The following is a 25343-nucleotide window of genomic DNA, read 5'->3' as shown; positions in this document are numbered from 1 at the left end:
GTCGGTTTCAAGTCCGTCGGGGTAAGGGGATCGCGTGGGGCAGAGGATGAATCGTCGGCAATTTCTGTGGGGGACAACCGCCGCCACCGCGTCGGCCGCGATGGCGGGCCGTCTCGGCACCCCGTCGGCGGGCGCGGACCCGGTGCCGCCCCTGAAGTCGCCGCCCATCAAGCTGCCGACCATCTTCCATTCGCCGGAGATGGCCCCGTACGTCGACGACCTCCCGATCCCGAGCACCATCACCTCGTCGCCCACACAACCGATCGACATCGTCGCGCGGACCACGAGCAGTAGGTTCCACCGCGACCAGCCGAAGGTTCCGACGATGGCGTACAACGATGAGTCGTACCTGGGGCCGACCATCGAGGCGCACGTCGGCGAGCAGACGACCGTGCACTATCGCAGCGAACTCGGCAAGCACATCTTCGCGGCCGATCTGGACACCTCCTTGCACGGGGTGTCCGAACGCTATCGGGACACACCGGTCACCTCCATGCACCTGCACGGCGGCGTGACCCCACCGCAGTTCGACGGCAACCCGGAACGGCTGATGCTGCCGCACCATGGCACGTCGCTCTTCGAGTTCCCGAATCGTCAAGAGGCAGGCCATCTCTGGTATCACGATCACGCGATGGCCATCACGCGTGCCAACGTCTATGCGGGCCTGGCGGGGATGTACTTCCTGCGCGACGATCACGACACCGGCAGGCCGGACAATCCGCTCGGACTCCCGGCCGGTGAGTACGAGATCCCGCTGATCTTGCAGGAGAAGATCTTCCGCGACGACGGTCACCAGTCGCTACGCTCGACACCGGTTGTCCCGCAGGGCATGTGGGAGGGCGGGGCGGTCGGCGACCGCGGACTCGTCAACGGCAAGGTGTGGCCGAGGACGGCCGTCGATCGCGGGCTGTACAGGTTCCGTCTGATCAATGCGGCGTCGTTCTCGGTGTGGCGCCTGTTCTTCTCGAACCGCATGCGCTTCTGGGTGATCGGCAACGAGGGCGGACTGCTCAGCGCGCCGGTCGCGACCCGCTCGTTCGAGGCCGCGCCGGGCGAACGCTTTGACCTGCTGGTCGATTTCAGCTCACTGGCACCCGGCGAGACCGTCGATCTGTGCAACGACATGGTGCCGCCGTTCCAGGCTCTGATGCTCGGCGAGGTGGCCATGACGCGGTTCTGCCGGTTCATCGCCGGCGCCGCGCGCGGCGACCGACGAGGCGTCCCCACGACGCTGCGGGGCGGTAGGGGACGGCCCGCCCTGATCCCGCCGATCGCCGAACCGCAACGCGTCCGGCGGGTCAGCGTCTCCCAGCCCTACGAACTGCGTGTTCCCCCGGCCATCATGTCGTTGAACAACCTGCGCTACTCCGACCCCCAGATAGAGAAGCCGCGGGCGGGCACCACCGAACGCTGGGACATCATCAACATCACCCCGGACCCGCATCCGGTCCACCTGCATCTGGTCATGTTCCGCATCCTCGGACGACGGCCACTTCGCACCGTCGAGTATCAGGCGGCGAATCCGCAGCCGCCGATCGGCACCCGCTGGGCGCCGGACCCGAGCCGCTTCTATGCCGGTCCGATGCGCGGTCCGGCGGCGTGGGAGGCCGGCTGGAAAGACACCGTGCACGCGACCGGCGGGCACGTGACGTCGATCGTCGTTCGGTTCCCGACCGCCGACGAACTCGGCTTCGATCCGGACGCGGTCTTCTCCTCCGACCCGACGAAGTCGTGGACCCGGCCGTCAGGTGGCCACGGGGTGGCATCGCCGATGTCGCCGGGGCACCACCACGCCGGAGCCACACCGGTTCACGGCATGGTCACCAAGGATCTCCAGGGATATGTCTGGCACTGCCACATCCTCGACCACGAGGATCACGACATGATGCTGCGCTACCGCGTGGTGCCCTGACCGGGGACAGCCGCACGCAGGCGCGCCGTCGAACGTTCCGCGGAACGCTCGACGGCGCCTCCCGGTGACGTCATCCCCGGCGCTTGCGGCCCCACAGCAGGTAGATCGCCGGTGCGATGCCGGCGGTCGAACCGAACGACAGGCCGATCACCCAGGCGCGCTTGGGGCCGTTGATCTCCTCGGGACGCCGTCCGGCCAGATCCCGCAGGGCCCAGACCCTCGTGCCCGCGTCGACGGCGGCGACCGTCACGATGGTGGCTTTTGCGGTGGGGGATAGCTCTTTCCAGCTCTTCTTCTTACTCATGGTCGAAAGCCTAACGGTGGCCCCGACACGGATACCGATATGGCCGCCACGAGGACGTGATGTCACCTCACGTAGCGCAGGAAGACGTCGTCGCCGTGGGGGACGGCGTGTTTGAGCCGGAATCGACGCGGGGTGTCGAGCGGACTCAGGACAGCGGCGGCAGGGTCGGTGACCGGGTTGCCCTCGGCGGTCACCTGAGGAGCCATCGTCACGCAGAACTCGTCGACGAGGTCGGCTTCGGTGAGTTTGTCGAGCAGGCTCGGACCGCCCTCGCAATTGATGCGGTGTAGCCCCCGGGCGCGCAGTTCGTCGATCGCGGCGGGAAGGTCGATGGTCTCGTCGCCCACGGCGATCACCTCCGCCCGGTCGCCCACTGCGGAGGTGTCGGCACGCGCGGAGGTGATGACGATCGGACGTTGTCCGGGCGGTACGTCGAGCGACTTCTCGGGCAGCGAACAGGACAGCGAGACGATCGCCAGGCGTGGGATGTCCGAGGTTCCCGAGCCGCGGGTGCGTGACCGCAATTCGGTCAGCTCGGGGGAAAGGGCTGGGGGACCGTACTTTTCGACCCGCGCGGTGGCCGCGCCGACGAGCACGACGTCGGACAGCGCCCGAAGAGCGTGGAAGAGAGCACGGTCGGCCGGTGAGGACAACGGGCCGACCCGGCCCCGGAAGCTCACCGAACCGTCGATGCTCATCACCATGTTGGTGCGGAGTCCCTCAGGGAAATCGGCGTAGAGGTGTTCGGCGAAGGTCGGCGCATCGAAGTCCGGACCGTGCTCCCGGCCGGTCGTGTCGCTCATGCGTCGTGTCCCGGCTCGATGTGGAGGGTATCTGCGAACCCGGCCCACGAGTCGCGTGACGGGTCGTCGTCCGAGACCGCGCCGTCGACCGGTTCGACGATGTGCGCCGTGTGGTCCCCGACATCGATGCGCTCGAGTACCCGTGCGGCGAACCACCTCTCCGAATCCTCGAGGATCGGCAACCCGTACGGTCCCTCGGACCACCGACAGTGTTCGAACTTGTCGATCTCGTCGCCGGTCTGCCCGCCGAACAGTTCGGCGAGCTCCTTCTGATCGGCCGGTATCAGATGAACCGCGAGGTACTCGGCGGAGGTCGCGACGCCGTGCGTGTGGTTCGCCTGCGAGATCCCGATCAGGAAGCGTCGGGGATCGATGCTCGTCTGGGTGGCGAACCCGACGAGACATCCGGACCGTCGCCCTTCGGCGACGGCGGTGACCACGAACACCGGGTAATCGATGATCGCGACCATCTTGTCGAACGCGTCCGTGCCGGCCACACCCACCTCTTCCACTCGCGGGAGACATTGTCGTGCTAGGCGATACCCGGCCGGCGTCGTTCTCAATCCCCGGCGAGATGGGAGGCGATCCTGCGGAGCGTCGGAACTAGGCGGCGTCCTTGATCTGCTGACGCTGCGCGGTGAACATCTCGGCGAGGTTGCTGTTGACCTCCGAGCTGACCGACGGCGGGGAGTCGCTGAAGGTGCTGTGGCCCACGGAGAACGCGACACCGCGTTCCTCGCCGACCGCCAGGGTCCCGACCATGTGGATCTCGATGCCCTCGACGTCGAACTCGCCGACCATGCGGAAGGCCTTGTAGTCGCCGTCGATGGGCAGGGTCTGCTTGTCCAGCTTGAGCTTCACCGGGATGGTCTCGCCGTCCTCTTCGAGGTTCAGGGTGAACGTCGAGCACGCGTCGAGGATGTCCTCGAAGTCGTCGTAGCTACCGTTGGCCGGCTTGGTCACGTCCGCGTTGTACGAATCCAGGCCGAAGAAGACCTCGCTCGACTCCGGCGTCTCGGTGAGCTCGCGTTCGGTGTAGTCGGCATTCGTGTCCGGCGTGTTCACGAGCTTGTCGCACTTCTCGTTGTCGACGGTCGTGCCGTCGTCGCCGGACTGCTCGGTGTCCAGTGTGAACTCGCCGGTGATGTCCGGGAACGCGGACTCGGGCAGGACCAGTGCCTGAGCCGACGCGGTCGGCACCTTCGGCTCGTCGGAACTGCTGTCACCGCCACCGAGCGTGAACGCGAGGACGACCGCCACGACGACGATCAGCACGAGCAGGAGTCCACCGCCACCGATGAACCACCACTTCTTTCCGCCGCCGGACGACGCCGGGGGAGGAGGCGGCTGCTGTCCGTACGGCTGTTGGCCATAAGGCTGGGCGCCCTGGGGCTGCTGCCCGTACGGCTGTTGACCGTAGGGCTGCTGCTGATAGGGCTGCTGCGGATACGGCTGCTGACCGTAGGGCTGTTGCCCGTACGGCTGCTGGCCGGGGGCGGGCTGCTGGCCGTCCGGCGGGCCGAGCCGGGTGGGCTGATTGGGGTCGTAGGGACTACCCACGATTGGCTCCTTCTCTAAGCGGATCACGCGAGATCTGACCGTGCCGGTCATCGACTGGAGGGAGAGTACCGCGCACGAATACGCCCGAGAGGTCGTTGGAAATTGCCCTTCCGGCAGCATTCATTTGAATGTCTTCGCAGGTCAAGAGGGGTGGGTGTCGCCGGAATCATCGCGCCCACCGGTCATTTGCCGAACGTGCGGAATGTCGTTTTTCATGCGGTCGAATGAGCATTTCGGGAGCGTTCGGAGGGGCGTCGTCGCGTCCTCACCGCGCTGAAAGGACACGCCGACGTCAATTTCGGGCATGAGATTCGTAAACCGGCAGACACCGCGTGGGTGACTGCGTTCCACTCGGGACACGGTGGCGGGGACATGCCGGCTCGGCGCTGCCGTGCCTGTCGTCGACGAGCCGGGCAGAGGAGACGGTCTCATGACAGCAAGTACTCCACGCCGGTTGCTGGCCGAGTTGTTCGGCACGTTCTGGTTGGTCTTCGGCGGTTGCGGCAGCGCGATCTTCGCGGCCAAATACGTCGCGAGCGCCGGCGATGACAGAGACACCCTGATCCAGTTGGGCATCGGGTTGCTCGGCGTCGCGCTGGCGTTCGGTCTCACGGTCGTCACGATGGCGTACGCGGTCGGACATGTGTCGGGCGCCCACTTCAACCCGGCGATCACCCTCGGCGCGGTGGTCAGCGGTCGCCTGCCGGTCAAGGATCTGCCGGGCTACTGGGTCGCCCAGGTCGTCGGCGGCCTGCTCGCCGGCACCCTCCTGTACGTGATCGCCAGCGGGAAGCCCGGCTTCGAGGCGACGGGCAACATGGCGGCCAACGGCTACGGCGACCATTCGCCGAACAACTACACCCTGCTCGCGGTCCTCATCGCCGAGGTGGTCCTCACCGCGTTCTTCCTGCTCGTGGTGCTCGGCGCCACCGATGGTCGCGCGCCGGCGGGCTTCGGGCCGCTGGCCATCGGCCTGACGCTGACACTGATCCACCTGATCTCGATCCCGATCAGCAACACCTCGGTCAACCCGGCGCGTTCGACGGCGGTCGCGTTCTTCAACGGCAACGGCGCCCCCGGCCAGCTGTGGTTGTTCTGGCTCGCCCCGCTGCTGGGCGGGCTCATCGGCGGCATCCTGTATCCGCTGATGTTCGGCAACGGCAGGTTCGCGCTGGGCAAGGCGCCCGCCGACGAACCGGCCCCCGCGCCGACCCGGGGGCCGACCCGGGACTGACCGGGCACGGGCGGTCTCATCGGTGGTGCGACCATTGACCGATGACCGCAACTCTCGTCGCCAAGGACGTCGCAGGCGGGTACGCCCATCGCGTCCTGTTCGATCACCTCGACCTCACTGTCGCTCCCGGCGACGTGGTCGGGGTGGTCGGTGCGAACGGGGCAGGCAAGACGACACTGTTGCGCGTCCTCGCGGGCGACCTCGCACCGCTGGCGGGATCGGTGTCACGTGCGCCGGCCGACGCCTTCGTGGGCTGGTTGCCGCAGGAGCACGAGCGGATTCCGGGTGAGACGGTCCGCGAGTACGTCGGGCGTCGTACCGGGTGCACGGCCGCCACCCAGGCGATGGACGCCGCCGCGGCGGCTCTCGCGGACGAGTCCGCTCCGGCCGGTGCCGACGACCCCGCGGACGTCTACGCGGCGGCCCTCGACCATTGGCTGACCACCGGTGCCGCCGACCTCGACGAACGTCTGCCGGCGGTGCTGGCCGACCTCGGGCTCGCCACGGACGTCATCGATCCCGACAGCACCCCGATGACCGCCCTCTCCGGCGGGCAGGCGGCGCGCGTCGGCCTCGCGGCGCTGCTGTGTTCCCGGTTCGACATCGTGCTGCTCGACGAGCCGACCAACGATCTCGACCTCGACGGCATTGCGCGCCTGGAGGAGGTCGTGGCGGGCCTGCGGGGCGGCGTCGTGCTCGTGAGCCACGATCGAGAGTTCCTCGCGCGCAGTGTCACCCGTGTTCTCGAACTCGATCTGGCCCAGCACACCAACACGGTCTTCGGCGGCGGTTACGAGAGTTACCTCGAGGAGCGGGAGGTGGCGCGCCGGCACAAACGCGAGGAGTACGAGGAGTTCGCCGCCAAGAAGGCCGATCTGGTGGCCCGGGCCCGAACACAACGGGAATGGTCGAGTCAGGGTGTGCGCAACGCGATGCGCAAGGCCCCCGACAACGACAAGATCCGACGCCGCGCCGCAACCGAATCCAGTGAGAAGCAGGCGCAGAAGGTCCGGCAGATGGAGAGCCGGATCGCGCGCCTGGACGAGGTCGCCGAACCGCGCAAGGAGTGGGTCCTCGAGTTCACCATCGGTTCGGCACCCCGATCCAGCTCGGTCGTCTCGACTCTGAACAACGCCGTTGTGCGCCAAGGCGATTTCGTGATGGGCCCCGTCTCGGTCCAGGTGAACGCCGGCGAGCGCATCGGCATCACCGGACCCAACGGCGCGGGCAAGTCGACGCTGCTGCGGTTGCTCCTCGGGCACCTCGAACCCGATTCGGGCACCGCACAACTCGGTGCCAACGTCGCGATAGGTGAGATCGACCAGGCGCGTGGACTGTTCACCGGGACGACGCCGCTGGCCGACCGCTTCGCCGAACTCGTCCCCGATCACACCACGGCGGACGTCCGGACGCTTCTCGCCAAGTTCGGCCTCCGCGCCGACCACGTCGACCGCGCGGTCGGCGAACTCTCACCGGGGGAGCGCACGCGCGCCGGACTGGCGTTGCTGCAGGCCCGCGGTGTCAACGTCCTCGTGCTCGACGAGCCGACCAACCACCTGGATCTCCCCGCGATCGAACAGCTGGAATCGGCGCTCGACTCGTACGACGGTGCCCTGCTTCTGGTCACCCACGACCGTCGGATGCTCGCGAATGTGCGCGTCGACCGGCACTGGCACGTCGAGGGTGGTCACGTCACCGAGCAGTGACGCGTCGGACCTGGTTCTCGCCGAGATCGGCGTCTGACCGGCCGACTTCAACTCGGCAGCCAGACTTCGATCGAAGTCTGGCTGCCGGAACGACGTCCGCCTGTTGCGGGTGTGGTGCCGGGCCGGATGTCGGCGTGGGCATTGACATACAACCAATCGGTTGTATGTTGGAGGTGTGGCCGGAACCACTGGTGAATCGCCAGACGAGGAGGACAGGGCCGACGCCCTGTTCCACGCGCTGTCCGATCGCACCCGTCGCGACATCCTGAGACGTGTGCTCGCCGGTGAACATTCGGTCTCGGTACTCGCCGCGAAATACGACATGAGCTTCGCGGCAGTGCAGAAGCACGTCGCCGTACTGGAGAAGGCGGGCCTGCTGACCAAGCGTCGTCAGGGCCGCGAGCAACTGGCCAGTGGCGATGTCGCCGCGGTGCGATCGGTGGCGTCGATGCTCACCGAACTCGAACAGGTGTGGCGTGGCCGTATCGCGCGCATCGACGATCTGCTCACGCTCGAAACACCATCAACTGCAACACCATCGGAGGAATGACCCATGCCCGTCATCGATGTGACCCCGGACCTCGACGCCCGCACGATCACCATCAACGCCGAATTCGCCCCCCCGTCGAACGCGTCTGGCAGATCTACGCCGATCCGCGCCAACTCGAGAAGATCTGGGGTCCGCCGACCTATCCCGCGACCGTCGTCGAACACGAACTCAAGCCGGGCGGAAAGGTCACCTACTACATGACCGGCCCCGAAGGCGAGAAGTTCGGCGGCTATTGGAAAGTGGAGACGGTCGACGAGCCGCGCGGATTCACCTTCCTCGACGGATTCGCCGACGCGGACCTCAACCCGATCACCGACATGCCGGAGTCCCGCAACTCGTACACGTTCGTCGAGAAGGGCGACAAGACGGTCGCCACGTACATCAGCACGTACGACTCCGCCGAGGCGCTTCAGAAGGTGCTCGACATGGGCGTCATCGAAGGTGCTTCCGGCGCGATCAACCAGATCGACGAGTTCCTGGTCACAGGTTGGAGTTGAGCGCCGGGAAACCCGCGGGCAGTTCGGCGGCCGGTGCGTCGCTGAGCTGTCCGGCGTTCAGGTCGAGGCCGTGGGTGTACGCGGCCATCGAGATCGATCCGGCGGCATGCCCGTCGACGAGCAGGTCCAGCGGTGACTCCTGGGCGAGGCCCGCGATGTAGAGCATCGGCAGGTAGTGGTCGGGTGTCGGTACCGACTTGTCGAAGTCCGGATGATCGTCGAGGCTCAGGATGTCGGAGGGGTTGTCCTGCAGCACTTCACGAGCGGCGTCGTCGAACCGGTGGGCCCAGTCGTATCCACTGTCGGCCTTGTTGAAATCCACGGCCCGTAGATTGTGCACGATGTTGCCGCTGCCGATGATCAGCACGCCCTGGTCGCGCAGCGGAGCGAGTTTCCGGCCGAGTTCGTAGTGGTGCTCGTGGTCCTTGAATGCGTTGAGCGACAACTGCAGTACCGGGATCGACGCGTCCGGGAAAGTGTGAACCAGCACCGACCAGGTGCCGTGATCGATTCCCCAGCTGTCCAGGTCGTGGCCGCACCAGGTGGGTTTGACGACGTCGGAGACCATCTCGGCGACCTCCGGATCGCCCGGCGCCGGGTACTGCACGTCGAACAGATCCTGCGGGAACCCGTAGAAGTCGTGGATGGTGCGGGGACGCGGCATGGCGGTCACCGCCGTCGCGTTGGTGTACCAGTGCGCCGAGATCACCAGGATCGCCCGCGGCTTCGGCACCGCCCGGCCGAGAGCGCGCCACGCCTCGGTGTAGCGGTTGCGCTCCAGCGCGTTCATCGGGTTGCCGTGTCCGATGAACGCGGCCGGCATCGTCGGCTGGGAAGTGGTCATGCTGGCCGCCTCGGGGTGCGCTGGGTCGGGTCACCGACGACGCTACGCCGCGCGGGCCCTCGCGCGCCGGCGACCCGGCCGCGGTGTCGGTCGGGAGGCGCCGGCTCAGGAACGGGTGGGTTCGATGACCAGACGGGTGAGTCGTCATTGTTCGTCGAAATCGAACCGGTAGTCGAGGTCCACCAGTCCGCCGGGGAAATCGCCCTCGAGCCGAGCGGTCACCGAGGCCTCTCCGGCCGGCGCGCGAGATTCGACGACTTCCGGGCGAACATCGGACTGTCGTCGAGCATGCTGACCAGCAGGCTGAAAACCCTTGTGGAGGGCGGCATCCTGGTACGTCGTCAGTATCAGGAGCATCCCGTCCGCCACGAGTACGTGCTCACCGGGCTCGGCCGGTCGCTTCGTCCGGTGCTCGTCGTGATGGCGGCCTGGCGCAATGCCCAACTGGCGCCCGCGGAACGATCGATGATCCTCGTCGACGAACACACGCGTCGCGAGATCGAACCGGTTGTCGTCGATGCCGACACCGGTGAACGAGTCGACGGGCCCGGGTATGTGTACACGGCGGGACCCGCAGCGGGCCCGCAGATGAGGAAGCGCTACGAAGGCGCGGGCGGGCGAAGCAGTTGACCGCAGGTGGCTCGCGTCGGATATGTGCCATTCGAAGCGGTTGGGGGTGCACGACGGCGGCCGGTGCCAGGTGCTGGGGTCATGGCAAAGCGCTGGTCGGCAGTGGTCGCACTACTGATGGTCGCCGTGCTCGCGGCCTGCGGGACGTCCGGATCGTCCTCTGACTCCTCGACTTCGAAAGCCTCCTCGGACCCGCAGAAAGCCGCGGCGATCGAGAAGATCGTCGAGGATCTGATGGCGTCCAAGTACCTCAAGTCCGTGATCGTCCGGGTGACCGAGGACGGCGACGAGGTCATCACCAAGGCGTTCGGCGAATCCCAGACCGGAATCCCGGCCACCGCCGACATGAGCTTCCGCAACGGCTCCGTCGCAATCGCCTACGTCGCCGCGGTTCTCCTGCAACTCGTCGACGAGGGGACGGTGGCCCTCGACGACATGATCGGCAAGTGGGTTCCGGAGATCCCGCACTCCGGCGAGGTCACGCTCGGCCAGCTGGCGACGATGACCTCCGGCTATCAGGACTACGTGCTCGGCAACGACGCCTTCGAGACGGTGGAGCTCACCGACCCCTTCAAGGCGTGGACCACCGACGAGATGCTGTCCTACGCGGTGGACAAGCCCCTGCTGTACAAGCCAGGGACCAACTGGAACTACGCCCACACCAACTACGTCATCCTCGGGCTGGCGCTGGAGAAGATCACCGGCAAACCCGTCGAAGAACTATTGCGCGAACGGATCTCGGAGCCGCTTGGTCTGAGGAACACCGTCTCGAACCTGACCGCGACCATCCCCGAGCCGGCCCTGCACGCATACTCCCCCGAACGCCGCGGAATCCTGAATCTGCCGCCGGCCACACCGTTCTACGAGGAGACCACCGGCTGGAACCCGTCGTGGAGCATCACCCACGGCGCCATCCAGACCTCGAACATCTACGACGTCGAGGCCACCGGACGCAAGCTCTTCGCCGGCGAGACGCTGTCGAAGGAGTCCTACGAGACGATGACGTCGACCCGGCTCCGCGGGGTCGCCCGGCCGTTGCCCGGATGTACGACCTGTGTGGAGATGAGCGAGCGCTACACCTACGGGATGGGTGTGGTCCTCACCGGCGACTGGATCGTCCAGAACCCGCTGTTCAACGGCTATGCGGCGGTGGTCGGCTATCTACCCGGGGAGAAGGTCTCCATCGCGGTCGCGGTGACCTACAAGGCGGAGGCGTTCGGCCCCGCCGGTGCCTACGACAACAGCGGCAATCCGATCTTCGCCCGGATCGGCGCGCTGATGGCGCCCGATCACGCGCCGCCGATCCCGCGGGATTAGGGTGCGATCGGCGCTGTGCCTAGGGTGGGTACATGGTCGACCGCCACTCCGACGACGATCTCCGGGTCGGGAACCCTGAGCGCGAGCGCGCGATCACATTGCTCAACGACTCCTTCTCGTCGGGATATCTGGAGATAGCGGAGTTCGAGGATCGATCGGGACTGGTGTACGCCGCCAAGACCCGGCGCGAGCTCCGCAAGGTTCTCGAGGACCTGCCCAGCGCCACGATGCTGTTCCCCGCGCCGGCGGTCGCAGCGTCCGCGGGGCCTGCGTATGAACCGCTGCACCTCGACGCCGACTGGAGTGAGGTCCGGCGCAAGGGCGTGTGGGAGGTTCCGCCCTCGATCGTCGCGACCGCGTCCGTCGGCACCGTCGATCTGGATTTCACCGCGGCGCGATTCACCGGACCGTCGACATCGGTGCAGTTGCAGGTGTCGGTGTCGACGGTGAAAGTCAGGGTCGGGCCCGACCACGAGGTGCGATACACCGATCTCCACCTGTCCGGATGGTCGAAGGTCAAGGACAAGGCCGGTGCACCCACGCGACCCGGGGGAGCGGTCATCGAGTTGATCGGGTCGGCGTCGGGCATGAGTTCGGTGAACATCCGCCGTACCTGACCTGAAACGCGATTGCGGAGTTGCGCTCAGACTGAACTCAAGGGTGTCGCCGACCCCGCCTCGGTTCGTAGCGTCGGGCCCGTGGCCGACCAGACCCTGAGCATCAGCGCGTCCGGAGTACGTGTATCCGGCGAATCCGACTCCGCGAATTCGTCATCCGCGCAAGCGAAGACGAAGAGTCGGCGTCTGCACACCGTGATCCGGGCGTTGTCGCCCGTCGCCGTCCTCATCATCTGGCAGGTCGGCAGTGCACTCGGGATCATCCCGCAGGACCGGCTTCCCGCGCCATCGCTGATCGCCGAGGCCGGGTGGGAGGTGCTGTCCAACGGTCACCTCCTCGACGCCATCGCGGCATCCGCGCAGCGCGTGGCGATCGGACTCACCATCGGTGTTCTCATCGGCGTCGGGCTCGGCCTGCTCGTCGGGCTGAGCAAGTACGCGGACTCGATCGTCGACCCCAACATGCAGGCAATCCGAGCACTTCCGCTGTTCGGACTGATCCCGCTCTTCATCCTCTGGTTCGGCATCGGGGAGATGCCCAAGGTGTTGCTCGTCGCCCTCGGCGCGCTGTTCCCGCTGTACCTCAACACCTCGGCCGCCATCCGGCAGATCGACCCCAAGCTCGTCGAAACCGCACGGGTGCTGGGATTCTCGAGACTGACCACCATCCGCGACCTCATCGTCCCCGGCGCGATGCCGCAGATCCTGGTGGGTCTCCGCCAGGCCCTCGCGATCGCCTGGCTCAGCCTGATCGTCGCCGAACAGATCGCCGCGACCTCCGGCCTGGGATACCTGATCAACAATGCCCGGGACTTCCTCCGCACGGACATCATCTTCTTCGGCCTGATCGTCTACGCCGCACTGGGTTTGATCACCGACGCCATCGTGCGCGCCCTCGAGCGCTACACCACCCGGTACCAGAACCGTTGACGTACAACACACCAGACCATCCGAGACCATCCCGACCAGGAGAGCCTCAGTCATGACCGCCATCGCCACCCGCGACCTCGAGGTCACCGCCTCCTCCGCCCCGGGGGAGACGGCCACCTACGCCGCCGAGGTCGACAACGCGAGCCTCAGTTACGGCGACAACCCCGTCCTGCGCGACGTGACCCTCCGCGTCGGCGCGCACGAGATCGTCGCGCTCATCGGGCGCAGCGGCAGCGGCAAGTCCACGTTGCTGCGTCTGCTCGCCGGTCTCTCCCAGACCGAAACCGGCACCGTGCGCACCGCCGGTTACCCCGCGGTCTCGTTCCAGGAACCACGCCTCTTCCCGTGGCGCACCGTGCTGCAGAACGTCGGTTTCGGTCTGGTCCGGGAGAAGGTCGGCAAGTCCGAGGCCAAGGAGCGCGCCCGCACAACCCTCGACGAGGTCGGTCTGACCGACAAGACCGGCGCCTGGCCGGCGCAGCTGTCGGGTGGTCAGGCGCAACGTGTTTCGCTCGCCCGCGCCCTGGTCGCACGGCCGCAACTCCTGCTGCTCGACGAACCGTTCGGCGCGCTCGACGCACTGACCCGCCGCACCATGCACGAGCTCCTGATCTCGCTCTGGCGCGACAACCGGTTCGGCGCACTGCTCGTCACCCATGACGTCGACGAGGCACTCCGACTCGCCGATCGTGTCGTCGTGCTGGCCGACGGCCGCATCGTCGAGGACATCGCCGTCCCCAACCCGCGCGGCGCCGCCGGCCGGGGCGACGGCTCCGACGACATCGTCGATCCCGAGATCCCGCGGCTGCGTGCCGAACTCCTCACCGCGCTCGGCGTCGCCGAGCCCGCGCACTGACCGTTCACCCACCTGTACTCCGACACCGAAAGCACCTCGCCATGACGAACTCCGACGTTCCCGCACGCCCGTCTCGTCCCAGACCCTCCGGCCGACGCGTCCTCGCCGCCGTGCTCGTCACCGCCGCACTGACAGTGGGCCTGGCCGGCTGCGTCCAGCGGGACGATGCCACCGACTCGATCGCCGACGAGACCGTCGACGTCTCCTCGCTGCAAGACCTCACGCTCCACGTCGGTGATCAGAAGGGCGGCACCGCAGCGCTTCTGCGTGCTTCCGGTGAACTCGAGAAGCTGCCGTTCACGGTCGATTTCTCCACCTTCACGTCGGGACCGCCGCAGATCGAGGCGGCCACCGCGGGCAAGATCGACTTCGCCGTCACCGGCAACACCCCGCCCATCTTCGGCGCCGCGTCGAACGCGAAGGTCAAGGTCGTGGCCGCCTTCTCGAACAATGCGTCCGGCGACGCCATCCTGATCCCGGGGAACTCGACTCTCACCTCGGTCGCCGATCTCGCCGGAAAGAAGGTCGCCGTCGCCAAGGGCAGCTCCGCACACGGACACCTGCTGCTGCAGCTCAACAAGGCCAACCTGACCCTCGGCCCCGGCAAGGACGTCGAGCCGGTGTTCCTGCAGCCCGCAGACGCGCTGTCCGCGTTCACCTCCGGCAACGTCGACGCCTGGGCCATCTGGGACCCGTACACCGCGATCGTGCAGTTGGAGAACAATCCGAAGACCCTGGTCACCGCCGAAGGCGTCTCCAACGGTTACGGATTCGGCATCGCCGGCGACCAGGCGCTCGCCGACCCGCGACGCAACACCGCGGTACGCGAACTGGTGGCCGGTATCGCGCGCGCCGGCAACTGGGCCAAGGCCAATCCCGATGTGTGGGCGGAGAAGTACTCGGCCGAGATCGGCATCGACCCGCGTGCCGGCAAGGTCGCCCAGGGGCGCAGCCTCCGACCGGCGGTCCCGCTGGACGGCAGCGTCGTCGAATCCCTGCAAAAGCTCGCCGACGCCTTCGCCGAGTCGGGACAGCTGCAGGGTGAGGTCGACTTCGCCGCCTTCGTCGACAACCGCTACGACGGGGCGCTGACGGAGTACTTCGCGGAACCCGCATCCTGACCGAACGTCTCGAACCATCCGGCACGACCCACCCGTCTGGAAGGGAAGTCTGATCGATGAGCCGTTTCCACTGGTTCCTGCCCACCGCCGGTGACAGCCGCGGGATCGTCGGGGCATCGCATGCCTCGGCCACCAAGCGGCACCCGCCGGGCTACCGCGCGCCGGAGTTGCCGTACCTGATCGACGTCGCTCGCGCCGCGGACCGACTCGGCTATGAGAGCGTGCTGACCCCGACCGGAACCTGGTGTGAGGACGCCTGGCTCACCACCGCGGCGGCGATCACCCACACCGAGAAGCTGTCGTTCCTGGTCGCCTTCCGGCCGGGACTCATCTCGCCGACCCTGGCGGCACAACAGACCGCGACCCTGCAGCGGTTCTCCGGCGGCCGGGTCGCGGTGAACATCGTGACCGGCGGCGACGAGGTGGAGCAGCGCCGATTCGGCGACTGGGTCGACCACGACCGCCGGTACTCGCGCACCGACGAGTTCCTGGAGATCGTCGAGCGGCTGTGGACCGGCGAGACGGTCGATTTCGACGGCGAGTTCTACAAGATCGCCGGTGCCTTCCTGCCGGACCCGCCCGAGTCGAAGCCGCAGGTGTTCTTCGGCGGATCGTCGGATCCGGCGCTGACCGTCGCGGCCGCGCGCGCCGAGGTGTACCTGACGTGGGGCGAACCGCCCGCGGTGGCGGGGGAGAAGATCGCCGAGGTCGCACGACGCGCCGCCGCAGTGGGCCGGACGCTGGAATACGGTGTGCGCCTGCACGTCATCGCGCGGGAGACCTCCGAGGAAGCGTGGCGGGTCGCCGACGCGCTGCTGCAGGGGATCACCGACGAGGAGGTCGCGACCGCGTTCGCGCTGCACTCGGTTTCGGATTCGACGGGTCAGCGCCGGATGGCCGAACTCCACGGCGGTCGACGCGACGCCCTCGAGATCCATCCGGGACTCTGGGCCGGCGTCGGGCTGATCCGCGGAGGTGCGGGCACCGCCCTCGTCGGCAGCTACGACGAAGTCGCCTCGCTGATCGGCGAATACGAGGCGCAGGGATTCGAGCACTTCATCCTCTCGGGCTACCCGCACATCGAGGAGGCCCACTGGTTCGCCGAGGGCGTCCTCCCCGTGATCCGGGAGAGGGTCGACGCCCTGGCGTGAGCCGTGACACGGTGGCAGCGACGTGACACTGGTGGCGTCGTGCCAGGATGTTCTGCATGATTCTCGCCGAGTCCGCGTCCCCCGACACCTCGGTGATCGTGTCGCTGTTCTGGATCGTCCTCATCGCGGCGGTGTCGCCACTGCTGTCGAAGCTGTCCCGCGGCTACGTGCCCGACGCCGTGCTGTTGCTGGGCTTCGGGATCATCATCGGTCCGCACGCGCTCGGCTGGGCGGACCGCACCGGCATCGACATGCTCAGCCAACTGGGCCTGGGCATGCTGTTCCTGCTGGCGGGCTACGAACTCGACCCGAAGCTGTTGAGCGGCAGACCCGGTCGTGTCGCGCAGGCGTCCTGGCTGGTGAGCCTCCTCATCGCCTGGGGGTCGGTGGCTCTGGTGGCCACCACCCTCGCGCTGGGGCTGGGCGAAGCCGGGTTCACCGCCCACATCGCCATCGCGATCACCCTCACCTCGACCGCGCTCGGCACCCTGCTGCCCATCCTCAAACAGGCCGGCCTCGACAACACCCGCCTGGGTCGTGCCGTGATGGCGCACGGCGCGGTCGGCGAACTCGGACCGGTTCTCGCGATGTCGCTACTGCTCACCAGCCGGAGTTTCGGTGGTGCGGTGATCGTGCTGGTGCTCTTCGTACTGGCCGCCCTGCTGATCGCGGCTGCCCCCAACGCATCCTCGCGCGCATCCCGGGTCTCGGGACGGCGATCAGCCAGATGGCCGGTGGAACCGTGCAGCTGCCGGTGCGCGTCGTCGTCCTGCTGCTCGTCTCCCTCATGACGGTGGCCGCGGTCTTCGACCTCGACGTCGTGCTGGGGGCGTTCGCGGCGGGATTGATCCTCCGGCGACTCATCGGACCGGAGCATCCCCATGTCGGTAAGTCGCTGGAGGTCATCGGGTTCGGAGTGCTCATCCCGATCTTCTTCGTCACCTCCGGGATGAACATCGACGTGTCCGCGGTCGCGTCCGAGCCCGGCACCTGGGTGGTTCTGGTGCTGGCCATCGCCATAGCCCGCGGCGTCCCGGTCTGGTTCAGCGCACGCTATCTCGACGACGGTCACTTCCTGCGCCACCGGCGCGAACGGGGTCAGTTGGCGTTGTTCGCCGCGACCGGCCTGCCGATCATCGTGGCGGTCACCGAGGTCGCGGTGTCGTCGGAGCTGATCTCGGCTGCGCTCGCCTCCACGCTGGTGGCTGCCGGCGCGACGACGGTCCTGCTGTTCCCGCTGGCCGGTCGGCTCATCGGGAAATCCACTCCAGCAACCGATCCGACGACCACGTCGTGACGATCCGGTCCGGGTCGATGTCGTGCTCCACCGCTCGACGCGCACCCAGGACCTTGAACTCGAGCTGGCCGGGCGCGTGCGCGTCGGAGTCGATCGCGAACAGACATCCCGCGTCGAGCGCGATCTCGATCAGCTCGTCGGGCGGGTCCACGCGCTCCGGACGCGAATTGATCTCCACGATCGTGTCATTCGCCGCGCATGCGTCGAAGACGGCGCGGGCGTCGAAGGTCGACGGGGCCGGTGGCCGCGTCCGCTGAGCACCCGCCGGCCGGTGCAGTGACCGAGCACATGGACCCGAGGGTCGGAGACCGCGTTGACGAGCCGCGCCGTCATAGCGTCGTGGTCCATCCGTAAGTGTGAGTGGACGGAGGCGGTCACGATGTCGAGGCGGTCGATCATCTCGTCGGACTGGTCGAGCGCGCCGTCGTCGAGAATGTCGATCTCGATACCCCTGAGGAGATGGAAACTGTTGTCCTGCGCGCTGTTCCACTCGTCGATCACCTCGATCTGGGCGGCCAGCCGGTCGGCGCTCAATCCGTTGGCGACGGTCAGGCGCGGCGAGTGGTCGGTGATCGCCAGCCACTCATGCCCCATGGCCTGTGCGGCAGAAGCCATCTCGTCGATGGGCGCTCCGCCGTCGCTCCACTCGGTGTGTGCGTGGAGATCGCCGACGACGGCGGTGACCAGATCGTCGGCGCCCTCCGGCGGGTACGGCGGGTCCTCGTCCTGGAGCCGGGCGAGGTACTCCGGGACCCGGCCGTCGACGGCCTGCCCGATGACGGCGGCCGTGGTCTTCCCGATGCCCTTCACCGTGGTGAGCGACCGGCTCGTCCGCAGGTCGTCCGGTGAGAGCCGGGCCGCGGCCTGGGCGGCGCGCCGGAACGCCTCCACCCGGTAGGTGCTCTCCCGTCGTTGCTCGAGGAGCCAGGAGATCCGGGTCAGCGCCTCCACCGGGTCGACCGGGGAGGTGAGCGGTTCGAGCGGTTTCATCCGGCGCCCCGGTCACAGACGCCTACCGCCCGGCGCACGATGTGCAGCCGGGCGGTAGGCCGGGACGGGCGAGGAGTTCCTCACGCGGGACCGGTCAGTGAGCGGCCTCGAAGGCCTCGATGATGCTCTGCGGGATGCGGCCGCGGTCGCTGAGTTCGTAGCCCTCGCGGATGGCCCATTCGCGGATCGCCTTGGTGGTCTCCTTGTTGCGCCCGCCGCCGGCAGCAGCGGTGGTGGCCGTCGCGCGCTTGGCGACCCGGCCGGTCTGGCGCGAGATGTCGAGGTACTTCGAGAGCGAATCACGGAATTGCTGAGCGTGCTTCGACGAAGTGTCGAACTCGTAATTCTTGCCGTCGAGTGACCATCGAACAGTTTCGTACTGATCCAAAACCTTGCCGTCGAGATCGTCGATGACCTGAACGATTTCCTTCTTCGCCATGAAACGCTTTCCCCTCGATTTGTGTCATGCGACCAACCCGGCCGTGGATGGTCTGTTAAACCTTATCCGTACCGTTTTGATCTATTCTTCGGTGCACAGCTTAGACCCAAACTATGAGTAGCCGCTGAGAACCCCCGCCTAGACCATAAAGTATCGAAATGATTCAGGGAAGTCGGGACACGAGAATTCTTAGGGAGTTGGCACTGTACTGCTGTTCGACGACCGCGTTCGGGGTGCATCGGCGGGAGGTGACGTCCGTGATGTCCGAGTTGAAGACGTGATGGTCGTCGCACTTCGTGCTGATTCGTCCGTTTCTTCAGGCGTGAGTGCCACGAGGGCTTCAGGTGCACGATCAGCGGCATAGATCGTTCGGTAACCGCTGTCGGTCACCGAGAATCCCGATTTCGAACGGGATTCGAGACAGAACAAGCCGACAGTCTCGACAAGGCACGAGAATCGCGAAATGGAAATCGTGTACCCGAAGTCGACTATTGAAGACCGATAGAGAACGGGATAGCGATTGGCGCAGGCGCCGTGCTGCGGACCATCAGAACTGAGGATCGCGTAATCGGCCGCCCAGTCGCAGGAGGACGATGCCTCCGCCGGACGGCTGCGTCGAGTCGAGGGCCCCGGGTTGCCCCCGTCGTTGATACGGCAGGCCAGCGTCGACGACCCGTTGGTCCCCGTCGAGCAATTGACTGATCGATCGGGCGTCGAGAAATGGAAGCCGGACGAGTCCTGGATGGGTGAATCCGGAGTCACCGAACCCTGGTGGAATCGAGAATTGTCGACCCGGGGGGCCAATGCCACTACTCGGCCAATTGTCCAATCGGGAAGATTCTGTGCCCTGTCCTCACCCGTGGTGGATGTGGTGGACGCCGACTCGACCTCGGTGAGGGTGGACAGTTCGTCGGTCGGTGGAATGACGATTCGTGAAGGCGCGGTGTCGGTGGGTAACGAACACCCCGCGACGGTCACGATTGTCGCGGTTGCCACGATTGCGAACGAAGCGCAGATCACACGGCCGAAATGGGCCGACCGCCGGCGGGGGACGGGTACGGGCCGCCGTGGTCGATTTCCGTACCCTTGCATTGTGTCGACCCCCAAGATCGTTCTGTTCTACGTCTTCGTCCCGCTGCCCGATCCGGAAGCCATTCGGTTGTGGCAGCTGTCGGTGTGCGAGTCGCTCGGGTTGCGGGGCAGGATCATCGTGTCACGACACGGAATCAACAGCACCGTCGGTGGCGACATCGCCGCGGTCAAACGCTACGTCAGGGCAACCCGTTCATATGCCGGGTTCGCCGACGCGGACATCAAATGGTCCGACGGCACCGGCGACGATTTCCCGCGCCTGAACGTGAAGGTGCGGCCGGAGATCGTGACCTTCGGTGTTCCCGACGAGATCGTCGTCGACGAGAACGGCGTGGTCGGCGGGGGTACCCGGCTGTCGCCGGAGGAGATTCACCAGCTGGTCGACGAGCGCGGTGACGAGGTCGTCTTCTTCGACGGCCGGAACGAGATAGAGGCGCAGGTCGGCCGGTTCGACGGGGCGGTCGTCACCAAGGCGCAGACCACTCGCGACTTCATCCCGCTGATCGAGAGCGGGGCCTATGACCACCTCAAAGATCGTCCGGTGGTCACCTACTGCACCGGGGGCGTCCGCTGCGAGGTCCTGAGCACGGTGATGCGCAACAGAGGATTCAACGAGGTCTATCAACTCGACGGCGGCATCGTGCGATATGGCGAGCGCTACCGCGACAAAGGTCTCTGGCGGGGTTCGCTCTACGTCTTCGACAGTCGGATGAGCACGGAGTTCTCCGATCATGCCGAGGTGCTCGGGGAATGCGTCGAATGCGGGGGATCGACCAACAACGTCGCAAACCATCCCGACCGCGAGGGCCGGGACCTCGCCGTAATCTGCCCGGCATGCCTGGCCTGAACGCGTCCCGATCGGCTCGGCCGCCGGTTCCGGTGATCGTCGTCGCCGGGTTCCTCGGGTCGGGCAAGACCACGCTGCTCAATCATCTGCTCCGCAGCGCGGGAGCCGGCGGGACGAGACTGGGTGTACTGGTCAACGACTTCGGATCGGTCAACATCGACGCGCTGCTGGTCTCCGCCCAGGCCGACGGTGCGGTGAGCCTGAGCAACGGGTGCATGTGCTGCACGGTCGACGCCGACGGTCTCGCCGACGCGTTGACCTCCCTGGTCCGGCCGAGCGCGCGGATCGACGCGATCGTCATCGAGGCCAGCGGCATCGCCGAACCGAAGTCGCTCATCCGGATGGTCACGGCCGTACCGGACCCCCGCCTCCGCTACGGCGGTCTGGTCTACGTCGTCGACGCCGCGCACATCGGCGCGCTCCGTGAGGAACACCCAGAGGTCGACGCGCACATCGCGATTGCCGATCTCATCCTGGTCAACAAGGCCGACCTGATCTCCGACGAGGAGCTGCGGATCGTCGAAGGGGTTGTCGCGCAGCTGAATCCGACCGCCGCGGCGATGGTGACGCAGGACGCCCGGATCGACCCCGCGCTCCTGTTCGACATCGACGAGTCCGCCGCCGCCGACGAACCTCGAAGTGGCCAGCTCACCCTCGACGAACTGCTTCTCGAAGATCGCGACCACTCCGATCACGAACACCTGCACGCCGGATACGAGGCCGTCACCTTCTCCAGTGACGAACCGCTCGACCCGCGTCGACTCGCACGGTTCCTCGAACGCCCACCGAGCGGCTGTTTCCGGATCAAGGGCATCGTGCACTTCGATCTGCCGCGGTATCGCCAGAAGTTCGTCGTCCACGGTGTCGGCGGTTTCGTCCGGGTGCACCGCGAGTCGTGGGAGGCGCAGGCCCCGTCGACCGAACTCGTCGCGATCGGTCGCGGCCTCGACCCGGACGCCGTGACCGCCGAACTCCGGGCCGCTATCGCGCGTCCGGAGGATGCGGCGGACGAACACGGCATCCTCAGCGTCCTACGTCACGTGCCTGCCTGAGGCGGGCTCGCCGCGACACCTGTGTCGTGGATCACGCGACACGCCGGGCCGGATGTCACATCTGGCTAACGAAATCGTGAACGCCCAGGTCGCGCATTTCGCAAACTCCGCCCACCCTGTTTCACTGTTAAGTCTGTGACCAGTGTGACCAATGGTGCCAAACGGGAGGAGTGAGGTGAATGACCAGAGCTGAGATGCGCGGTCGTCGCCTCGAAACGCCGATGTTCCAGAAGATGATGAAGAAGCGCACGATGACGACCGCTCTCGCCGTGGCCGCGGTGGCGTCGACCGTGATGGCGTCGAACCTGGTGGTGGCGCCGGCCCAGGCCGCGCCGGCCCGCGGGACCGCGTTGGCGGGAAAGACGGTCTTCCTGGACCCGGGACACCAGGCGAGCGCGGCCGGCCGCAACCTCGCCGCGCAGGTGCCCGACGGACGCGGCGGCAAGAAGAACTGCCAGACCACCGGCGCGACCGGGGTGAACGGTGCCAAGGAGCACACCGTGAACTGGCAGATCACCCAGCTGGTGAAGGCCGGCCTGGAGAGCCAGGGCGCCCGCGTCGTGCTCAGCCGGCCCGACGACACGGGCTGGGGCGGCTGCGTGGACGAACGCGCCGCCGCGGCGAGCCGGTCCGGCGCAGCGGTGGCGGTGAGCCTCCATGCCGATTCGACGAGTCGCGGGGCGGACGGCGCCAAGAAGGGCTTCCACATGATCGTGCCGTCGTTGCCGATCCCGGACGCCACGGTGAACCGCGTGCAGTCGGGTGAGGGCCGCAAGGCGTCGTCGATCATGCGCGACTCCTTCCTCGCGGCCGGCTTCCCGTCGGCCAACTACGCGGGCGTGAACAACGGCATCCAGACGCGTCCGGACATCGCGGCGGTCAACCTGACCAAGGTGCCCGCCGTCTTCATCGAGATGGGCAACCTCTCCAATCCCGCCGAGGCAGCCGCGCTGGCCGGACGCGACGGGCAGCTGAAGTACGCGATGGCCATCACCGACGGCATCCTGAAGTACGTCAACGGCAATGCGGCGACGGGCGCCGCACCCGCGCCTTCGGTGCCGCTGGCCGACGACGCGAGCGGTCTGTCCGTGGTGATCCCGTTCGTCCAGCAGCTCCTCGCCACCGAGGAACCCGAGGCCGTCGTGCAGTTGCTGGCCACCCAGGGTCAGGACGTGTCGGCGCAGGTCCTCAAGGCGATGCTGACGATCCTGTACGGACTGTTCGACGGGAAGCTGCCGATCGGCTGAGCATGCCCGCCTCCGGCGGCTAACCTCGGCCCCATGGGCATTCGAGATCTCCTGGTGATGGACACACCCGTGCCGTCGCTGCACGGACGCAAGGTGCTGATCACCGGCGCGGCGAGCGGGATCGGGCGGGCGACCGCCGAGGCGGCCGCCGCCCAGGGGGCCGAACTCGTGCTCACCGACCTACATGCCGATCAGCTCGACGAGGTCGTCGCCGGGATCCTCCGGGCCGACGGCACGGTGCTGTACCACGTTGCCGGCGACGTCTCCGACTACGACTGGGTGGCCGGCTTCGCGCGGCAGGTCGACGCCGAGGTCGGCGTGATGGACGTCGTGATGAACGTCGCCGGGATCTCAGCGTGGGGCACGGTGGAGAACCTCGAGCACAAGCATTGGCGGTCACTGGTCGACGTCAACCTGATGGGCCCGATCCATATCATCGAATGCTTTGTGCCGCAGATGGTCCGCCGGGGGAGTGGCGGACACATCGTGAACGTGTCCTCGGCCGCGGGGCTGCTCGCCCTGCCCTGGCACGCCGCGTACAGCGCCAGCAAGTTCGGGATCCGCGGCGTCTCGGAGGTCTTGCGATTCGACCTGCGACGGCACGGTATCGGGGTGTCGCTGGTGTGCCCGGGCGGCGTGGACACCCCGCTCGTCGACACCGTCGAGATCGTCGGCGTCGATCGCGACGATCCGCGAGTCAAGGCCGCCATCAACAACTTCCACAAGGTCGCGGTGTCTCCGGAGACCGCCGCCGCGGCGATCCTCAAGGGAATCCGCAAGAACCGCTTCATGGTCTACACCTCCTTCGACATCCGTTTCGGCTACTGGTGGGCGCGGAAATTCGCCCTGCCCTACGAGATCGTGATGCGGGTGGCCAACGACCGTTTCGACAAGCTCGCGCGGATCAGCGGCAGCTCGCTCGAGGCGCGGGCGCGCGACCACCATTCCGCGCAGTGACCCGCGTCTTCCGTAAGACGATGCGGGGCAGCGGACCGCCGGGCGGCCATCCGGACTTCTTCGCAGCCGAGGCCGCAGGCCTCCGCTGGCTCGCCGATTCCGGTGCGCCGGTCGCACAGGTGCTCGCTGTGAGCGAGGATGCCATCGAGCTCGAGAACCTCGACACGACGCGTCCCGACCGCGAGGCCGCTCGAGCCTTCGGCGCAGCGCTGGCGAGGATGCACGACGCGGGTGCCCCGCACTTCGGATCGCCACCCGCCGGTTTCGACGGGCAGTTGTTCATCGGGCGGCGGACCCTCAGTTCCGTCGAGTACGACTCGTGGGGCGAGTTCTATGCCCGGGAACGCGTCGAACCGTATCTGCGTCCGGCTCGTGAGGCCGGCAATCTGACCGCTGCGGATTCCGACGCCGTCCGCGTCGCCTGTGAGCTGATCGCGAGCGGTGCGTTCGACGACGACGAACCGCCGGCCCGCATCCACGGCGATCTGTGGAACGGCAACGTGCTGTGGACCTCGTCGGGCGTCGTGATGATCGATCCGGCGGCGCACGGAGGCCACCGGGAGACCGACCTCGCGATGCTCGCGTTGTTCGGCTGTCCGCTGCTCGACGACATCATCGACGGCTATCAGCAGACGCATCCGTTGGTTCCGGGTCGCCAGGACAGGATCGCGGTCCATCAGCTGCACCCGCTCGCGGTACACGCCGCCGGGCACGGGCCGGGCTACGGCACGGCGCTGGGTCGAGCCGCTCGGGCGTCCTCGGCGCTCGCGCGTGGATGAGGCACGCGATAATCACCCGGTGTCTGATGACGGTGTGCGTGGGAGTGGTGTGTCCGGGAGTGTCCTGATCGTGTCGGCGACCCGAGCGGAGGCGCAGCATGTGCCCGCGGGTTCGCGGGTGCTCGTCACCGGGATCGGCAAGGTCCGGGCGACGTTGGCGTTGAGTCGCGAGCTCGCCGCCGGCGCACCGGTCCGTCAGGTGATCAACATCGGCACCGCGGGGGCGCTGCGCGACGGCGTCGTCGGTCCCGGCCGCGATCTGTTCATCCCCTCGGCGGTGCTCGAGCACGACATCAGCAGTGCCGAACTCCGGGCCATGGGCTACGAGATGACCGACCGCTGGGAACTCCCGGACGGCGACGGCACCGTGCTGGCCTCGGGGGACACCTTCGTCGCCGACCCGGTCCGGCGGGCCGAGCTGGCACGCCACGCGGACCTCGTCGACATGGAGGGATGCGCGGTCGCCCATGTGAGCGCGCAGTTCGGCATCGCGTGCCGGCTGGTCAAGGCGGTCACCGACAACGCCGACGAGGGTGCGATGGAATGGCCCGATCTGGTCGACGCCGCGGCCCGCAAGCTGGGGCACTGGATCGAACTCAACGTCGGCTGAC

The 25343-nt window shown here is 67.2% G+C and carries 23 protein-coding genes and 3 pseudogenes; 19 read left to right on the top strand and 7 right to left on the bottom strand.

Features of this window, described 5'->3' with window-relative positions; translation table 11 throughout:
- The first annotated feature begins 46 nt into the window (after positions 1-46).
- The gene (locus BLU62_RS12355) at positions 47-1912 is read left to right on the top strand and encodes a multicopper oxidase family protein (protein ID WP_084811787.1); all 1866 of its coding nucleotides are present in this window, start codon (positions 47-49) and stop codon (positions 1910-1912) included.
- 70 nt (positions 1913-1982) lie between these two features.
- Here the strand turns inward: BLU62_RS12355 and BLU62_RS12350 are convergent, their stop codons facing one another.
- The 4 genes from BLU62_RS12350 to BLU62_RS12335 all read right to left on the bottom strand — a co-directional run bounded on the left by BLU62_RS12350 (position 1983) and on the right by BLU62_RS12335 (position 4579).
- A complete protein-coding gene (locus tag BLU62_RS12350) occupies positions 1983-2216 on the bottom strand; it encodes a hypothetical protein (protein WP_074849875.1) in 234 nt (77 codons plus the stop codon).
- A 62-nt stretch (positions 2217-2278) separates the two neighbouring features.
- Entirely contained in the window at positions 2279-3019 is a 741-nt protein-coding gene (locus BLU62_RS12345) for a pyrimidine reductase family protein (RefSeq protein ID WP_074849874.1), read from the bottom strand.
- Entirely contained in the window at positions 3016-3489 is a 474-nt protein-coding gene (locus BLU62_RS12340) for a flavin reductase family protein (protein WP_074852867.1), read from the bottom strand. Before BLU62_RS12340 ends, BLU62_RS12345 begins: the two co-directional genes overlap by 4 nt.
- Positions 3490-3622: 133 nt before the next feature.
- Positions 3623-4579, bottom strand: coding sequence for a hypothetical protein (locus BLU62_RS12335; protein ID WP_074849873.1), 957 nt, complete (start codon positions 4577-4579; stop codon positions 3623-3625).
- Positions 4580-5009: 430 nt separating this feature from the next.
- On the opposite strand from BLU62_RS12335, the gene aqpZ reads away from it, so the two are divergent.
- The 4 genes and pseudogenes from aqpZ (at position 5010) to BLU62_RS12315 (ending at position 8566) form a co-directional block, all read left to right on the top strand.
- Entirely contained in the window at positions 5010-5813 is an 804-nt protein-coding gene (gene aqpZ / locus BLU62_RS12330; RefSeq protein ID WP_074849872.1) for an aquaporin Z, read from the top strand.
- A gap of 41 nt (positions 5814-5854) precedes the next feature.
- Positions 5855-7519, top strand: coding sequence for an ABC-F family ATP-binding cassette domain-containing protein (locus tag BLU62_RS12325; RefSeq protein WP_074849871.1), 1665 nt, complete (start codon positions 5855-5857; stop codon positions 7517-7519).
- A 175-nt stretch (positions 7520-7694) separates the two neighbouring features.
- Complete coding sequence (locus BLU62_RS12320) at positions 7695-8069, top strand: ArsR/SmtB family transcription factor (protein ID WP_074849870.1); 375 nt, start codon at positions 7695-7697, stop codon at positions 8067-8069.
- 3 nt (positions 8070-8072) lie between these two features.
- Positions 8073-8566 (top strand): annotated as a pseudogene (locus BLU62_RS12315) (SRPBCC family protein).
- Here the strand turns inward: BLU62_RS12315 and ygiD are convergent.
- Positions 8550-9389: a 4,5-DOPA-extradiol-dioxygenase gene (gene ygiD / locus BLU62_RS12310; RefSeq protein WP_483099065.1), complete on the bottom strand. Its 840-nt coding sequence runs from the start codon at positions 9387-9389 to the stop codon at positions 8550-8552. The pseudogene BLU62_RS12315 and the gene ygiD sit on opposite strands and share 17 nt — an antisense overlap.
- A 168-nt stretch (positions 9390-9557) precedes the next feature.
- On the opposite strand from ygiD, the gene BLU62_RS12305 reads away from it, so the two are divergent.
- The 8 genes and pseudogenes from BLU62_RS12305 to BLU62_RS12270 all read left to right on the top strand — a co-directional run bounded on the left by BLU62_RS12305 (position 9558) and on the right by BLU62_RS12270 (position 17329).
- The gene (locus BLU62_RS12305; RefSeq protein WP_084811786.1) at positions 9558-10040 is read left to right on the top strand and encodes a winged helix-turn-helix transcriptional regulator; all 483 of its coding nucleotides are present in this window, start codon (positions 9558-9560) and stop codon (positions 10038-10040) included.
- Between the two features lie 81 nt (positions 10041-10121).
- Complete coding sequence (locus tag BLU62_RS12300; protein ID WP_074849868.1) at positions 10122-11357, top strand: serine hydrolase domain-containing protein; 1236 nt, start codon at positions 10122-10124, stop codon at positions 11355-11357.
- Positions 11358-11389: 32 nt separating this feature from the next.
- Positions 11390-11974, top strand: a complete 585-nt coding sequence (locus BLU62_RS12295; protein WP_074849867.1) for a DUF1707 SHOCT-like domain-containing protein — start codon at positions 11390-11392, stop codon at positions 11972-11974.
- An 81-nt stretch (positions 11975-12055) separates the two neighbouring features.
- Positions 12056-12904 carry an ABC transporter permease gene (locus tag BLU62_RS12290; RefSeq protein ID WP_074849866.1) on the top strand — a complete coding sequence of 283 codons (849 nt, stop codon included), beginning with the start codon at positions 12056-12058 and terminating at the stop codon, positions 12902-12904.
- 52 nt (positions 12905-12956) lie between these two features.
- Complete coding sequence (locus BLU62_RS12285) at positions 12957-13760, top strand: ABC transporter ATP-binding protein (RefSeq protein ID WP_074849865.1); 804 nt, start codon at positions 12957-12959, stop codon at positions 13758-13760.
- 41 nt (positions 13761-13801) lie between these two features.
- Positions 13802-14881 carry an ABC transporter substrate-binding protein gene (locus tag BLU62_RS12280; RefSeq protein WP_074849864.1) on the top strand — a complete coding sequence of 360 codons (1080 nt, stop codon included), beginning with the start codon at positions 13802-13804 and terminating at the stop codon, positions 14879-14881.
- A 56-nt stretch (positions 14882-14937) separates the two neighbouring features.
- On the top strand, positions 14938-16032 hold the full coding sequence (locus BLU62_RS12275; protein WP_074849863.1) for an LLM class flavin-dependent oxidoreductase: 1095 nt from the start codon (positions 14938-14940) through the stop codon (positions 16030-16032).
- 56 nt (positions 16033-16088) lie between these two features.
- Positions 16089-17329 (top strand): annotated as a pseudogene (locus BLU62_RS12270) (cation:proton antiporter).
- Here BLU62_RS12270 and BLU62_RS12265 read toward each other — a convergent pair.
- Both BLU62_RS12265 and BLU62_RS12260 read right to left on the bottom strand, forming a co-directional pair.
- A pseudogene (locus tag BLU62_RS12265) lies at positions 17283-18319 on the bottom strand (PHP domain-containing protein). The pseudogenes BLU62_RS12270 and BLU62_RS12265 sit on opposite strands and share 47 nt — an antisense overlap.
- Positions 18320-18413: 94 nt before the next feature.
- A complete protein-coding gene (locus BLU62_RS12260) occupies positions 18414-18758 on the bottom strand; it encodes a histone-like nucleoid-structuring protein Lsr2 (protein ID WP_074849862.1) in 345 nt (114 codons plus the stop codon).
- Positions 18759-19851: 1093 nt separating this feature from the next.
- Between BLU62_RS12260 and trhO the strand changes: the two genes are divergently transcribed.
- The 6 genes from trhO to BLU62_RS12225 all read left to right on the top strand — a co-directional run bounded on the left by trhO (position 19852) and on the right by BLU62_RS12225 (position 25342).
- Positions 19852-20697: an oxygen-dependent tRNA uridine(34) hydroxylase TrhO gene (trhO, locus tag BLU62_RS12250; protein WP_074849860.1), complete on the top strand. Its 846-nt coding sequence runs from the start codon at positions 19852-19854 to the stop codon at positions 20695-20697.
- Positions 20685-21749 (top strand): CobW family GTP-binding protein, encoded by a 1065-nt coding sequence (locus tag BLU62_RS12245; protein ID WP_074849859.1) that lies wholly within the window; start codon positions 20685-20687, stop codon positions 21747-21749. The genes trhO and BLU62_RS12245 overlap by 13 nt, the downstream gene beginning before the upstream one ends.
- 221 nt (positions 21750-21970) lie before the next feature.
- Positions 21971-22996, top strand: coding sequence for an N-acetylmuramoyl-L-alanine amidase (locus tag BLU62_RS12240; protein WP_074852866.1), 1026 nt, complete (start codon positions 21971-21973; stop codon positions 22994-22996).
- Positions 22997-23029: 33 nt separating this feature from the next.
- Entirely contained in the window at positions 23030-23953 is a 924-nt protein-coding gene (locus BLU62_RS12235; protein WP_074849858.1) for an SDR family oxidoreductase, read from the top strand.
- Positions 23950-24732, top strand: coding sequence for a fructosamine kinase family protein (locus tag BLU62_RS12230; RefSeq protein WP_074849857.1), 783 nt, complete (start codon positions 23950-23952; stop codon positions 24730-24732). Before BLU62_RS12235 ends, BLU62_RS12230 begins: the two co-directional genes overlap by 4 nt.
- Positions 24733-24781: 49 nt before the next feature.
- A complete protein-coding gene (locus BLU62_RS12225; RefSeq protein WP_074849856.1) occupies positions 24782-25342 on the top strand; it encodes a nucleosidase in 561 nt (186 codons plus the stop codon).
- Position 25343 lies beyond the last annotated feature (1 nt).

The organism is Gordonia westfalica (assembly GCF_900105725.1).
Classification (GTDB): Bacteria; Actinomycetota; Actinomycetes; order Mycobacteriales; family Mycobacteriaceae; genus Gordonia; species Gordonia westfalica.
This window is presented reverse-complemented; position numbering and strand designations above follow the sequence as displayed.

Bases quoted from the DNA above. Each gene is read 5' to 3' on its own strand.
- BLU62_RS12355 (WP_084811787.1), top strand. From the start codon at position 47: ATGAATCGTCGGCAATTTCTGTGGGGGACAACCGCCGCCACCGCGTCG.
- BLU62_RS12350 (WP_074849875.1), bottom strand. From the start codon at position 2,216: ATGAGTAAGAAGAAGAGCTGGAAAGAGCTATCCCCCACCGCAAAAGCC.
- BLU62_RS12345 (WP_074849874.1), bottom strand. From the start codon at position 3,019: ATGAGCGACACGACCGGCCGGGAGCACGGTCCGGACTTCGATGCGCCG.
- BLU62_RS12340 (WP_074852867.1), bottom strand. From the start codon at position 3,489: ATGGTCGCGATCATCGATTACCCGGTGTTCGTGGTCACCGCCGTCGCC.
- aqpZ (WP_074849872.1), top strand. From the start codon at position 5,010: ATGACAGCAAGTACTCCACGCCGGTTGCTGGCCGAGTTGTTCGGCACG.
- BLU62_RS12325 (WP_074849871.1), top strand. From the start codon at position 5,855: ATGACCGCAACTCTCGTCGCCAAGGACGTCGCAGGCGGGTACGCCCAT.
- ygiD (WP_483099065.1), bottom strand. From the start codon at position 9,389: ATGCCGGCCGCGTTCATCGGACACGGCAACCCGATGAACGCGCTGGAG.
- BLU62_RS12300 (WP_074849868.1), top strand. From the start codon at position 10,122: ATGGCAAAGCGCTGGTCGGCAGTGGTCGCACTACTGATGGTCGCCGTG.
- BLU62_RS12295 (WP_074849867.1), top strand. From the start codon at position 11,390: ATGGTCGACCGCCACTCCGACGACGATCTCCGGGTCGGGAACCCTGAG.
- BLU62_RS12285 (WP_074849865.1), top strand. From the start codon at position 12,957: ATGACCGCCATCGCCACCCGCGACCTCGAGGTCACCGCCTCCTCCGCC.
- BLU62_RS12280 (WP_074849864.1), top strand. From the start codon at position 13,802: ATGACGAACTCCGACGTTCCCGCACGCCCGTCTCGTCCCAGACCCTCC.
- BLU62_RS12275 (WP_074849863.1), top strand. From the start codon at position 14,938: ATGAGCCGTTTCCACTGGTTCCTGCCCACCGCCGGTGACAGCCGCGGG.
- BLU62_RS12260 (WP_074849862.1), bottom strand. From the start codon at position 18,758: ATGGCGAAGAAGGAAATCGTTCAGGTCATCGACGATCTCGACGGCAAG.
- BLU62_RS12245 (WP_074849859.1), top strand. From the start codon at position 20,685: ATGCCTGGCCTGAACGCGTCCCGATCGGCTCGGCCGCCGGTTCCGGTG.
- BLU62_RS12240 (WP_074852866.1), top strand. From the start codon at position 21,971: ATGTTCCAGAAGATGATGAAGAAGCGCACGATGACGACCGCTCTCGCC.
- BLU62_RS12235 (WP_074849858.1), top strand. From the start codon at position 23,030: ATGGGCATTCGAGATCTCCTGGTGATGGACACACCCGTGCCGTCGCTG.